Here is a 12,743-nt window from a genome sequence, read left to right on the forward strand (position 1 = left end):
CCATTACTTCTTACCCTGTTCGGCGAGTTCCTTGGGCAGCGCATAGGCCCATTGCGTGATGTTGCCCGCACCGAGACAGACCACAAAGTCGCCCGGCTGCGCGATAGAAGCAACGAGCGGAGCCAAGGCTTCCGGTCCGCTGGCATAACGCGCATCGCGATGGCCCGCAGTCTTGATGCGGCTGACGAGCGTTTCAGAGTTCACGCCTTCGATAGGGTCTTCACCGGCCGTATAGACCGGCGTAACGATGACGGTGTCGGCATCGTTGAAGCATGCAGCAAATTCGTCGAACAGGCTGTGCAGGCGCGTATAGCGATGCGGCTGCACGATGGCGATCACTCGACCGCCTGCCTGGCTTGTGGCTTCGCGTGCGGCTTTCAGCACGGCTCGGATTTCCACCGGATGGTGACCGTAATCGTCAAAGATTTCGACGCCATTCCACGTACCCGTATGGGTGAAGCGGCGCTTCACGCCACCGAATGAGCCGAGGCCGCGACGGATATCGTCGGCGGATATGCCCAGTTCATGCGCAACCGCGATCGCCGCCGTTGCGTTGGACACGTTATGCTGGCCGGGCATCGGCAGGCGCAGATCCTTAATTTCGACGGTCTCGCCCTTGCGCGAACGGATGACCACGTCGAACAGGTTCGCCGCACCTTCCATGCGCTGATTGACGAAGCGCACTTCGGCCTGCGGGTTCTGACCATAAGTGATGATGCGGCGGTCTTCGATGCGGCTGACAAGCGCCTGCACTTCCGGGTGATCAAGGCACATGACGCCAAAACCGTAGAACGGCACATTCTCCACGAACTGCGCGAAAGCGGCGCGCACATTGTCGAAATTGCCGTAATGGTCGAGATGTTCCGGATCGATATTGGTTACAACCGCAATATCGGCGGGCAGCTTGAGGAAGGTGCCGTCGCTTTCGTCGGCTTCCACCACCATCCAGTCGCCGTCACCCATGCGGGCATTGGTGCCATAGGCGTTGATGATACCGCCATTGATGACGGTTGGATCGAGATGACCTGCATCGAGCAGCGCCGCCACCATCGAGGTGGTGGTTGTCTTGCCATGCGTGCCGCCGATAGCGACCGCACGACGGAAGCGCATCAGCTCGGCCAGCATTTCAGCGCGACGCACGATGGGCAGAAGCTTTTCACGTGCAGCAGCCAATTCCGGGTTGGTCTTCTTGATTGCGGTCGAAACAACGATGACTTCCGCGTCGCCGAGATTTTCAGCCTTGTGACCAACGAAGACCTCGATGCCCTTCTCGCGCAGACGCTGCACATTGGCGCTGTCCGACTGATCCGAGCCCTGAACCTTGTAACCGAGATTATGTAGCACCTCGGCGATACCACTCATGCCGATGCCGCCAATTCCAATGAAATGGACGAGCCCGATGTTCAGCGGCATTTTCATGACCGAGTTCCTTTTTTAAATTCCTGGACAGATTTTCCTGCTGCAATAGCCTCTGCCAGATCGGCAAGCAACCGCGCAGCATTCGGCTTACCGACGCTTTTTGCAGCTTTTGCCTGATTTTCGAGCCTTTCGGGCTCATTCATCGCCGATTGCAGGATTTGCGTAAGGCGTTCGGGGGAAAGGTCTGCCTGTCGCACGACCTCACCGCCGCCAGCGCTGGCGAGCGCTGCGGCATTGGCCGCCTGATCGTGATCGAGCGCATGGGGGAACGGCACCAGAATGGCCGGACGACCGATTACGGTGATTTCCGAAACGGTCGATGCACCCGAGCGCGAGATTACGAAATGCGCATCCGCCATGCGTGCCGGCATATCGTTGAAGAAAGGAGCCACATCGGCTGGAATGCCAAGCTTCTTGTAAACCTCGCGCACCGAAGCTTCATCTTCCTTGCGCGCCTGCTGAGTGATCAGGAGCCGTGCACGTTCCTTTTCCGGCAGAAGAGCAACCGCAGCTGGTATCGCATTCGAAAAGAACTGCGCACCCTGACTGCCGCCGAAAACCAAAAGACGGAAACGCTCATCAGCCTTTGCAGGCTTGTAAGGCGTGGCAGCTGCCGCGAGTACAGGCGGGCGCACCGGATTGCCGGTCGTCACGGTCTTCTCGGAAAAAGCACCGCCTGTTTCCGGCAGAAAGCCGCCTGCAATGGCCTTGACGCGCCCGGCAAGCCCTTTGTTGGCGCGGCCCATGACAGCATTTTGCTCATGCACCAGCGTTGGAATATGCATGTTGCTCGCGGCATAAAGCGGCGGCAAGGTCGGATAGCCTCCGAAACCGGCAACAAGCTTTGGCTTCAGGCGGCGGAAAAGTTTGCGTGAATCGAGATTGCCCTGCCACAGCGACCAGAACGTCTTAAGAAGCGCAAAGGGATTGCGGCCAGCAATGGTCGCGGAACGGATCACATGGACATGATCTTCGGAGAAGGCGCCCGCAAAACGCTGCGCACGCGCATCTGTTGCCAGATGCACGTCCCAGCCGCGTGATTTCAGCTCATGCGCCAGCGCTTCCGCCGGAAAAAGATGGCCGCCCGTTCCCCCGGCGGCCAGTACGATAACACCTTTACCCATCAGCCCCTCACAGCGCAGGAATGCGCTCGCCTCGACTTGAACCAATGTGCCCGACCGTATGAGTCATGCGCGCTTCCGGACGGCGACGGGTGAGCGCCAGCAGGATGCCCATGGTGATGGCAATCGCCACCAGCGACGAACCGCCATAGGAAATGAACGGCAGCGTCATGCCCTTTGCGGGCATCAGGTGCAGGTTCACCGCCATGTTGATGATCGACTGGAAGCCGAACAGGATCACGATGCCCGACACGGCGAGACGCGTAAACGCATCGCGTTCCTTGAGCGCGATGGAAAGTCCGCGCACCACGATGAAGGCAAACAGGAACATGATGATCATGCACAGGATGATGCCATATTCTTCCGCAGCCACGGAGAAGATGAAGTCGGTGTGGCTATCGGGAATGATGCGCTTGATGGTGCCTTCGCCGGGGCCCTGCCCGAACCAGCCGCCACGCAGAATGGCTTCACGCCCGGCATCGACCTGGAACGTATCGCCCTCGCCCGTCATGAAGCGGTTGATACGACCGGCCACGTGATCGAACACGAAATAAGCGCTGAAACCGCCGCAGACGGCGAGACCGCCGAGAACCAGAATCCAGAACATCGGCAGGCCGGCGAGGAAGAACATCGCGCCCCATGTGCCGGTGGTCAGCATGGTCTGGCCAAGATCGGGCTGCAGTACCAAGAGACCCGCAACGGCACAAAACAGCATCATGGCAAGGAAATAGCCAGGCATGTCGCCGCCGCGTTCGCGCTCGGAGAAAAGCCAAGCGCAGACGACCACAAAGGCGGGCTTCATGAACTCGGACGGCTGGATGGAAATACCGGCCAGATTGACCCAGCGGCGCGCGCCCTTCACTTCAATACCGAAGAAGAGAGCCGCAACCATCAGCACCATGGAAACGGCAAGCAGGATCAGCGCGAAACGCCTGATCTGCCGAGGCGAAAAGAACGACACACCGATCATGACAATGACGGCCGGGATCATGAAGACGGTCTGGCGCTCCACAAAATGGAAGCTGTCGAGACCGATACGCGAAGCCACAGCCGGGCTTGCCGCAAAGGACAGGAGAATGCCAAGCCCCATCAGGGCCAGACAGGCTACGAGAAAGAAGCGGTCTATTGTCCACCACCAGTTGGCGACAGGACCGCGATCGACACGGCTTACCATCAGCTTTCTCCTCCAATTGGCATTATACCGGGAAGTGCCAATACGGCGCTGCGGAAAGCATCGCCGCGTTTTTCAAAATTCTGAAATTGATCGAAGCTGGCGCAGGCTGGCGAGAGCAGCACAACCGGTTCCGGGGCTGCATCATTGCCCGCATCGCGCGCGGCATGATCGACAGCCACGGCCAGCGTATCCGAAATCTCGAACGGCACGCTGTCACCGAGCGTCGCAGCAAACTGCGCTGCCGCCTCGCCGATCAGATAGGCTTTCGCAATGCGCGGGAAGAACCCGCCCAGAGATTCGATACCGCCCGCTTTCGGCACACCGCCAGCGATCCAGTAGATGTTATTCGGAAAGGACGAGAGCGCCGGAGCGGTCGCATCGGCATTGGTCGCCTTGGAATCGTTGACGAACAGCACTTTGCCGCGCCGCCCCACCTGCTCCATGCGGTGCGCCAGACCCGGAAAGCTTTTCAGTCCAGCACGAATTTCATCGAGCGACAGGCCAACCGCAAGGCAGGCTGCCACAGCTGCAAGCGCATTCTGCGCATTATGCGCGCCGCGCAGCGAACCGATCCCGGCCAGCGACGCCAGTTCCTCAACTTTGCCTGCCTCAGCATGCATCAGGGTCGACCCGTCGGCAAAATAACCGCTGTCGAGGTGCTTTTCCTTCGAAATTCGCGCGACATTGACGCCGTTCGCCGCCAGATTTTCGGCAATCGCCGTGCAGTAAAGATCGTCAACGCCAATAATCGCCGTGCCGCTGGCAGCAACCAGCCGCGCCTTGATGGCCGCATAGTTTTCCATCGTGCCGTGACGGTCGAGATGATCCGGCGTCAGGTTCAGCAGAATTCCGGCAGTCGGGTTCAGCGATGGCGCCAGATCGATCTGGTAGGACGAGCATTCAACCACGTAGAAGCGGTTGGCCGCTGGCGGGTCCAGCGTCAGGATTGCCGTGCCGATATTGCCGCCGAGCTGCATGTCACGACCAGACGCCTTGATGATATGGGCGATCAGCGCCGTGGTGGTCGATTTGCCGTTAGTGCCGGTAATGGCGATGAACGGGCAATCGGGTGCGATATGATTGCGCTCGCGCACGAACAGCTCCACATCACCGATAATCTCAACGCCGGCTGCATGAGCAAGATCGACCGTCCAATGGGGCTTCGGATGGGTCAGCGGAACACCCGGCGAAAGCACGAAGGCGGCGAACTGCGACCAGTCCGCCTGCCTCAGATCGCCCGTTGCAATGCCTGCGCCTTGTGCGCGGGCCACACTGTCGGGATTATCGTCCCAGGCAATGATCTTCGCCCCCCCGGCCACAATGGCCTTGGCCGTGGCGATGCCCGACCCGCCCAGTCCGAAGAGGGCGACGGTCTTGTCTTTAAGGGCGGTGATCGGGATCATTCTTCTTGCCTGTCGATACTGGTCTTGTGACTATCTGAGCTTGAGGGTGGAAAGGCCGATCATCGCGAGAATGATGGCGATGATCCAGAAACGGATCACAACCTGGCTCTCGGTCCAGCCCTTCTTTTCAAAATGGTGGTGGATTGGCGCCATCAGGAAGACGCGCTTGCCGGTCAGCTTGAACGAGCCAACCTGAATGATGACTGAAAGCGCTTCCATCACGAACAGACCGCCAATGATGGCGAGCACGATTTCATGCTTGGTCGCAACGGCCACGGTGCCGAGCATGCCGCCCAGTGCCAGCGAACCCGTGTCGCCCATGAAGATAGCGGCAGGCGGCGCATTGAACCACAGGAAGCCAAGTCCCGCGCCAATGACCGCACCCAGCACTACTGCGAGCTCACCCGTGCCCGGCACGAAATGGATTTGCAGATAATCCGCGAAGATCGCATTACCGGAAAGATAGGCGATGAAGCCGAAGGAGGCTGCGGCAACCATGACCGGCACGATAGCCAGACCGTCGAGACCGTCCGTCAGGTTCACGGCATTGCCCGCGCCAACCATCACGAAGGCCGCGAACGGGATGAAGAACCAGCTCAGATTGATGACGAACTGCTTGGCGAATGGGAAAGTCAGCGAGGAGGAGAAAGGCTCCTGCCCTGCGCGCATGATGACGAAGGCGGCAATCGCTGCGATCAGGAACTCAATGCCCAGACGCGCCTTGCCGGAAAAGCCCTTGTCGGACTGCTTCGTCACTTTCAGATAATCGTCATAGAAGCCGATGGCACCGAAACCCACTGTGACCAGCAGCACAACCCAGACATAGACGCTGGCGAGATTGGCCCACAGCATGCACGAAATGAGAATGCCGGTCATGATCATCAGACCGCCCATGGTGGGCGTACCGGCTTTCTTGAAATGGGTCTGCGGGCCGTCCGCGCGGATCGGCTGCCCCTTCCCCTGACGGACGCGCAACGAATTGATGATCGTCGGGCCGAACAGGAACACGATCAGCGCCGACGTAATCATTGCGCCGCCGGTGCGGAAGGTGATGTAGCGGAACACGTTGAGCGGTGTCATGTGTTCAGCGAAGAAGGTGAGAAGCATCAGCATGTGGAGAAAATTCCCTCGACCATCGCCTATTCCGCCGGTTCAACCGGCGGAAACTGGTTAGTGAAAGCCTTGACGATTTTGGAGAAGCCGATTCCCTTGGACGATTTCACCATAACGACATCGCCAGGACGGACCGCCTTTATCACCAGCGGCAGTAATTCTTCGGTGCTCTGCCTGTATTCGGTGTGAATTTCAACCGGCAAGGCGTTTTTAAGCACCGACATTTCAGGGCCGCCGATAAAAAGTGAACTCACTTCGGCATCCACGATCGGACGTGCGAGGTCGGCATGCAGCTTTCCGGACTGGCGACCGAGTTCCAGCATGTCGCCAAGAACGGCAATGCGTCGTCCTTTCGGACCTTCCGGCTTGGACGACTGGAGCAATGCCAGCGCCGCACGCATGGAAGTCGGATTGGCATTGTAGCTTTCGTCGATCAGCGTGAACGTGCCACCATCGGGATGTTGCAGCACATGCTGCGCGCCGCGCCCGCCTTCCGCCGAAAGGGTCGCCATGGCCATGGTCACCTTGGCGAGATCAGCACCGACGAGGTCGCAAGCGCCAAGAACCGCCAGCATGTTCTGCACAATGTGACGGCCCGGTATGCTGACTTTCACGACGGCTTCGTGATTGCCGATCTTGACCGTCATGCAGGAGCATGTCGGGTGCAGCTTGACTTCGCGCAGGCGATACTCGGAGCGCGGATTTTCGCCGAATGTCGGAATGTGCTCGACGCCAGCTTTTTCCGCCAGTTCTTCCAGTTGCTTGAAACGCTTGTCGTCACGGTTCAAAAGCGCATAGCCGCCCGGAACAATGCCTTCGAAAATCTCGGCCTTGGCGACCGCGATTTCCTCCAGATTGGCGAAATGGCCAAGATGCGCAGGGGCGATCAGCGTGATCAAAGCCACATGCGGGCGCACCATCTTCACCAGCGGACGAATTTCGTCATGATGGTTCATGCCGATTTCGAACACGCCGTAATCGGTATCCGCTGGCATGCGCGCGAGCGTCAGCGGCACGCCCCAATGGTTGTTGAAGGATGCGACCGAGGCATGAACCTTGCCGACGCCGGACAGAACATGGCGCAGTGCTTCCTTGGTCGTCGTCTTGCCGACTGAACCCGTCACCGCAATGATCTGGGCCTTCGAACGAGCGCGCGATGCGATGCCCAGCTTGGTCAGCGCTTCAAGCACGTCTTCCACGACGATCATCGGCACTTTGAGATTACCGAAAGCAGGCAGGCGATGCTCGGCCACTACCAGAAGCCCCGCGCCAGCCGCCATTGCAGCGGTGGCAAAGTCATGCCCGTCGAACAGGTCGCCCTTGATCGCGAAAAACGCCTCGCCGGGTTTCAGCGTGCGGCTGTCGATGGAAATGCCGGTGATGCCTTTAGGGAGCTTGCCGAAAGGCCTGCCTCCCATGGCGTCAACCATATCAGCCGATGACCACAGCCAGTCTTTCATCCCTGACGCTCCTCAAGACGGGCGGCCAGTGCGGCTGCAACTTCCGCATGATCGGAGAATGGCAGGGTAATGCTGCCAACAATCTGGCCTTCCTCATGTCCCTTGCCCGCAACCACCAGCGTGTCACCCGGCATCATCATGGATACAGCCGTGAAGATCGCTTCACGACGGTCACCGATTTCAGTCGCGCCAGTCGCCGCAGCCATAATTTCCGAGCGGATTTGCGCCGGAACTTCCGAACGTGGATTGTCGTCGGTGACGATCACCACATCGGCAAGACGCGAGGCGATTTCGCCCATGATCGGGCGCTTGCCCTTGTCGCGATCACCGCCACAGCCAAACACGACGATCACGCGACCGGTGGTGAATGGGCGAACAGAAGTCAGAACATTTTCAAGCGCTTCTGGCTTATGTGCATAATCGACATAGGCCGGTGCGCCGTCTTCGGTCGCACCCACCAGATCGAGACGACCCGGCGCGCCCTTCAGGCGTTCCAGAGCGCGCATGGCAGCAGCGGCGGGCACGCCCGTAACCATGGCGAGACCGGCGGCAACCAGTGCGTTCGCCACCTGGAAATCACCGGCCAGCGGCAGCTCGATTTCAAAGATTTCGTCGTCGATGCGCACTTCGACATGCTGGCGGAAACGCTCATGCTCAACGCGCTTCAGATTGATGAAATTGCCCTTGCGGCCAACGGTCTTCACATCACAACCGGCAGCGGTCGCCGCATCGATAGCCTGTTGCGAGAAATGATCGTCGGAGAAGATGATCGCAGGCGCACCCTTCGGCAGCAGCGTATCGAACAGGCGCATCTTCGCGCCAAGATATTCTTCGATGGTCGCGTGATAATCCATGTGGTCGCGACCGAGATTGGTAAAGGCGCCAGCAGACAGTTTCACACCATCGAGACGACGCTGATCAAGCCCGTGCGACGAGGCTTCCATCGCGGCGTGCGTCACGCCCTCGTCGGCCAGTTCGGCCAGAACGCGCTGAAGCTCCACCGGATCGGGTGTCGTCAATGAATTATAGTCGCTGCGGGTCGGCGAAAATACGCCCGTGGTGCCGATATTGGCAGCAGGAAAACCTGCATAGGCCCAGATCTGACGCGTGAAGGAAGCAACGGAGGTTTTGCCGCTAGTGCCCGTGACGGCAACCATCATCTCGGGCTGTTTGCCATAGAACTGTGCCGCAGCGGTGGCCAGCGCGTGACGCGGATCGTCCACATGCAGAACCGGAACGCTCGCATTGTCGATGGTTGCATCCTTGGCCGCGATCACGGCGGCTGCACCGCGCTTGATTGCATCGGCAGCAAATGCCGCCCCATCCGCCTTCACGCCTTTCAGCGCGGCGAAGAGAAAACCGCGTTCGACCTTGCGGGAATCCGAGGTCACGCCCGTGATTTCCACCTCACCGTCAGTGCCGGAGGCCAGTTCCGTAAAAAGAGCGATTTCCTTCAGTTTCATGGCAATCAAATCCAAATTTCGTTGCGTACCCAAGCTATGCTGCGCGAATCAGTCGTATTCGTTGGAAACCATTGCTGGCGGCAATTCCTGTTTTAAATCAGGCCCGCCGCTCATATTGCTAACAGTTGCCGGTTGCGCATCCAGTTCGAAGTCAGGTTTGACGCCCAGGAAGGATGCCGAGCGGCTGATGATTTCATAGACCATCGGCGCAGCATTGAAGCCCGCGGTCGCACCGAATTTGCCCTGTTCCGGCTTCGGCTCATCGATGATGGTCAGCACGACATAGGCCGGATCTTCGATCGGGAACGAAGCAAGGAAGGCGTTAAAGCGCGAATCCTTCGAATAGCGACCGTGAACCACCTTTTCAGCCGTACCCGTCTTTCCGCCGACGCGATAGCCCGGAACGGCTGCGCGCTTACCCGAACCGCCCGGCGCCGTGGCATTGAGGCGGTAGAGATAACGCATATCAGCAGAAACTTGTGGATGAACGACCTGCTTCTCTCCGAGCGCAACCGTTTCAGCCTGAGACCGCATCAGGAAGGTCGGGTTGAACAGCTTGCCGCCATTCATAAGTGCTGCCGCACCCACTGCCGTCTGAAGCGGAGTCGTCATCATGCCGTGACCAAACGAGATGGTCATCGAATGGACCTTCTTCCAGACGCGCGGTTCGACGGGGCGCGCCACTTCCGGCAATTCCGTCTGCATGCGGTCAAGAAGACCCATCTTCTTGAGGAAGGCGCGGTGGCCTTCGATGCCGACGGCATCGGCCTCGCGACCCGAACCGATATTCGACGAGAAGATGAAGACTTCCGGCAGTGTCAGCCAGCGGCCCTTGCCGTGGAAGTCGCGGATGGTCTGGCGTCCGAACACCAATGGACGCGTTGCATCGAGCTTCGACTGCAAGGTGAACTTGCCGGAATCAAGCGCCATCGCTGTGGTGAAGGTCTTGATGGTCGAGCCCATTTCATAGGTGCCCGCCGACATGCGGTTCAAACGATCCTTGTCGAGCGCATTGACCGGGTTGTTCGGATCGAAATCCGGCACCGAGGCCATGGCGATCACTTCGCCGGTCTTGATGTTGAGAACGACGGCACCGGCAGCAATAGCGCGATAGCGCTCCATAGCCTTGACCAGAACGTCGCGCATGATGTGCTGCACGCGAATATCGATGGACAGGCGCACCGGCTCAAGCGACTGGCCGGTTGCAAGACCGGCAAGACGAAGATCGGTCAGGCCCTGGCTGTCGATATATTTCTCCATACCGGCAATGCCCTGGTTATCGACATTGACCAGACCGAGAATGTGCGATGCGGTCGGACCACCCGGATAGAAGCGGCGCTTTTCGGTGCGGAAGCCAATGCCCGGCACGCCAAGCGCCATGATTTGGCTCTGTTGCTTCGGCGTCAGGCCGCGCTTGACCCAGACGAAGCCTGCGCCACTCTTGAGGCGCTTATAGGTCGCTTCCCAATCCAGATCGGGCAGCACCGTGGACAGCATTTCGATGGTTTCATCCGGATCGACGATCTTGCGCGGTTCGGCATAAAGCGAAGCGGTGTTGATGTCGGTCGCGAGAATTTCGCCGTTGCGGTCCAGAATATCCGGACGCGAGGCGAGTTGATGCACCGCCGGGCCGGAAGCGTCTTCGTCCTCACCGCCGATCATGCCGAAATAGACGAGCTTGCCGCCAATCACGCCATAAATGCCGACGAAGCAGGCAATCGCCATCCATAAACGGTTACGAGCACGATTGCCGTGCTTTTTACGCGACCCGACAAAAGCCATGTTGCCAGCCAGCTTTTCATCGCCGACCGGCTCCAGACCGTCCATCGCATTTTTATTCTTCTTCTTGGAGAGACCGAGTTTCAGCCGCATGATCAGTGCTTTGCCCCGCTCTTCTTCTTGATGCTACCGGTTGTGATCTTGTCCTGTTCGAGGACGCCGCTTGCGACCAGTTCATCGGTGCCGGAGATGATTTTCTGAATGTCGTCCAGCGGACGCTCCGGAATATCTCCAGCGCTCAGTATGAGCTGCTCGGCCACGATCGGCTGCAGGTTCAGTTCTTTTTCATAGACGCCGGTCAGGCTTTGCAGGCGACCCGGCTGCGTCATCAGTGCCCAGTCGGCACGCAACAGCGTAATCGTATCGCGCTCGGAATTGATCTGGCGCGTCAGCTTGGCGATGACCGCGACCTGTTTTTCGGCGTCATACTTGATGGTGTAGGTGACAGCTGCTGCCACCAACATCGCCGCAATCATGATGAGATCAAAAGTACGCAGCACTCGTTCAACTCCGGCCCAGTTCATGCGTTTCAGGCAATTTGGGGAGCCCGAACAGCGAAAGATCATCTTCAAGCGGCGGATTTACAGTCCGCAGTCCGGCGCGCAGCTTCGCCGAGCGCGCACGTGGATTGCTGCCTTCTTCCTCCGGCGTCGGCCCGACAGCACCTTTGACGGCGGGCGTAAAACTCGGATGACGCACATGTGTTTCCGGCATGTGCCGCGAACCCGCACTACCGCCTGCGCGATCCGCGAAATAGCGCTTCACCATGCGGTCTTCGAGTGAGTGGAATGTCACCACCACCAGCCGTCCGCCGGGCTTCAACACCTGTTCCGCAGCCAAAAGTGCACGGGCCAGTTCGCCCAATTCGTCATTCACATAGATGCGCAGCGCCTGAAACACCCGCGTTGCGGGATGAATAGGCACTTTGGGATTACGACCGACCAGCGATTCGATGGCATTGGCGAGATCAAGCGTGCGGCTGAAAGGCTGCGCCTCCCGGCGCTTCTCGATCATCCGTGCGATGCGCCCTGCATGACGCTCCTCGCCAAGGAAATTGAAGATACGCGCCAGATCGCCCATTTTCAGGCGATTGACGACATCGGCAGCACTAGGCCCTTTGCTGGACATGCGCATGTCGAGCGGTCCGTCCTTCTGGAAGGAGAAGCCGCGCTCGGCTTCATCGATCTGCATCGACGAAACACCGATATCGAGCACAACGCCATCCACTTTGCTGCCTGCTCCCTTCACTTGCGCGACCGCTGAATCCAGCGCCGAAAACCGGCTTTCCACCAGATGCAGACGCCCCGGAAACTGCTTTTCCATGGCGCGCCCGGCTTCGATTGCCGTCGGATCGCGGTCTATCGCGATCACTTCGGCGCCCTCATCCAATATGCGACGGGTGTAGCCGCCTGCCCCGAAGGTGCCGTCGACGATGACTTCGCCGGACTTGGGCTTGAGAGCGTCAATCACCTCGGAAATCAACACCGGAACGTGACGGACTTCAGCCCCTTCGGCTTGAGATTTGTCTCCGCCGAGGCTCGCCATCATTCCGTTCCTTTCCCGGGAGTTGCCCCCGCTATCCTGTGTTCTGTCTGTGGATTCCGGCCTTTTGCCGTCATGGAGACGATCAGGCGGATTCGTTCGTCAGTTATCGGATATTAAGCTTAATGAAGCGTTATCCTTTGCATCAGCGCACAGGAATATTGAGGGGAGTAAGGGAGTAAGGGAGTAAGGGAGTAAGGGAGTAAGGGAGTAAGGGAGTAAGGGAGTAAGGGAGTAAGGGAGTAAGGGAGTAAGGGAGTAAGGGAGTA

The 12,743-nt window shown here is 58.9% G+C and carries 10 protein-coding genes; all 10 read right to left on the reverse strand.

Features of this window, described 5'->3' with window-relative positions; all coding sequences use genetic code 11:
- Nucleotides 1-3: 3 nt before the first annotated feature.
- Genes murC through rsmH form a run of 10 tightly spaced genes read right to left on the reverse strand, consistent with a single transcriptional unit; the run spans nt 4 to nt 12,480 of the window.
- Nucleotides 4-1,419, reverse strand: coding sequence for a UDP-N-acetylmuramate--L-alanine ligase (gene murC, locus QBD01_RS21065; protein WP_182521050.1), 1,416 nt, complete (start codon nt 1,417-1,419; stop codon nt 4-6).
- Entirely contained in the window at nt 1,416-2,543 is a 1,128-nt protein-coding gene (gene murG / locus QBD01_RS21070; protein ID WP_280994389.1) for an undecaprenyldiphospho-muramoylpentapeptide beta-N-acetylglucosaminyltransferase, read from the reverse strand. The genes murC and murG overlap by 4 nt, the downstream gene beginning before the upstream one ends.
- A gap of 7 nt (nt 2,544-2,550) precedes the next feature.
- Nucleotides 2,551-3,714, reverse strand: a complete 1,164-nt coding sequence (ftsW, locus tag QBD01_RS21075; RefSeq protein WP_280994390.1) for a putative lipid II flippase FtsW — start codon at nt 3,712-3,714, stop codon at nt 2,551-2,553.
- Nucleotides 3,714-5,117: a UDP-N-acetylmuramoyl-L-alanine--D-glutamate ligase gene (murD, locus tag QBD01_RS21080; protein WP_280994391.1), complete on the reverse strand. Its 1,404-nt coding sequence runs from the start codon at nt 5,115-5,117 to the stop codon at nt 3,714-3,716. The genes ftsW and murD overlap by 1 nt, the downstream gene beginning before the upstream one ends.
- Before the next feature lie 30 nt (nt 5,118-5,147).
- The gene (gene mraY, locus QBD01_RS21085; RefSeq protein ID WP_151589353.1) at nt 5,148-6,230 is read right to left on the reverse strand and encodes a phospho-N-acetylmuramoyl-pentapeptide-transferase; all 1,083 of its coding nucleotides are present in this window, start codon (nt 6,228-6,230) and stop codon (nt 5,148-5,150) included.
- Nucleotides 6,231-6,256: 26 nt separating this feature from the next.
- The gene (locus QBD01_RS21090) at nt 6,257-7,690 is read right to left on the reverse strand and encodes a UDP-N-acetylmuramoylalanyl-D-glutamyl-2,6-diaminopimelate--D-alanyl-D-alanine ligase (protein ID WP_182521046.1); all 1,434 of its coding nucleotides are present in this window, start codon (nt 7,688-7,690) and stop codon (nt 6,257-6,259) included.
- Nucleotides 7,687-9,159: a UDP-N-acetylmuramoyl-L-alanyl-D-glutamate--2,6-diaminopimelate ligase gene (locus tag QBD01_RS21095; RefSeq protein ID WP_280994401.1), complete on the reverse strand. Its 1,473-nt coding sequence runs from the start codon at nt 9,157-9,159 to the stop codon at nt 7,687-7,689. The genes QBD01_RS21090 and QBD01_RS21095 overlap by 4 nt, the downstream gene beginning before the upstream one ends.
- 42 nt (nt 9,160-9,201) lie before the next feature.
- On the reverse strand, nt 9,202-11,025 hold the full coding sequence (locus QBD01_RS21100; protein WP_182521045.1) for a penicillin-binding protein 2: 1,824 nt from the start codon (nt 11,023-11,025) through the stop codon (nt 9,202-9,204).
- 2 nt (nt 11,026-11,027) lie between these two features.
- Entirely contained in the window at nt 11,028-11,432 is a 405-nt protein-coding gene (locus tag QBD01_RS21105; protein ID WP_280994392.1) for a hypothetical protein, read from the reverse strand.
- Between the two features lie 4 nt (nt 11,433-11,436).
- Nucleotides 11,437-12,480, reverse strand: a complete 1,044-nt coding sequence (gene rsmH / locus QBD01_RS21110; RefSeq protein WP_280994393.1) for a 16S rRNA (cytosine(1402)-N(4))-methyltransferase RsmH — start codon at nt 12,478-12,480, stop codon at nt 11,437-11,439.
- Between the last annotated feature and the right edge of the window lie 263 nt (nt 12,481-12,743).

This window comes from Ochrobactrum sp. 19YEA23, assembly GCF_029909865.1.
In the GTDB taxonomy this organism is placed as follows: domain Bacteria; phylum Pseudomonadota; class Alphaproteobacteria; order Rhizobiales; family Rhizobiaceae; genus Brucella; species Brucella gambitense.

Excerpts from the sequence above, each read along its gene's own strand:
- murC (WP_182521050.1), bottom strand. The coding sequence starts at position 1,419 with ATGAAAATGCCGCTGAACATCGGGCTCGTCCATTTCATTGGAATTGGC.
- murG (WP_280994389.1), bottom strand. The coding sequence starts at position 2,543 with ATGGGTAAAGGTGTTATCGTACTGGCCGCCGGGGGAACGGGCGGCCAT.
- ftsW (WP_280994390.1), bottom strand. The coding sequence starts at position 3,714 with ATGGTAAGCCGTGTCGATCGCGGTCCTGTCGCCAACTGGTGGTGGACA.
- murD (WP_280994391.1), bottom strand. The coding sequence starts at position 5,117 with ATGATCCCGATCACCGCCCTTAAAGACAAGACCGTCGCCCTCTTCGGA.
- mraY (WP_151589353.1), bottom strand. The coding sequence starts at position 6,230 with ATGCTGATGCTTCTCACCTTCTTCGCTGAACACATGACACCGCTCAAC.
- QBD01_RS21090 (WP_182521046.1), bottom strand. The coding sequence starts at position 7,690 with ATGAAAGACTGGCTGTGGTCATCGGCTGATATGGTTGACGCCATGGGA.
- QBD01_RS21100 (WP_182521045.1), bottom strand. The coding sequence starts at position 11,025 with ATGCGGCTGAAACTCGGTCTCTCCAAGAAGAAGAATAAAAATGCGATG.
- rsmH (WP_280994393.1), bottom strand. The coding sequence starts at position 12,480 with ATGATGGCGAGCCTCGGCGGAGACAAATCTCAAGCCGAAGGGGCTGAA.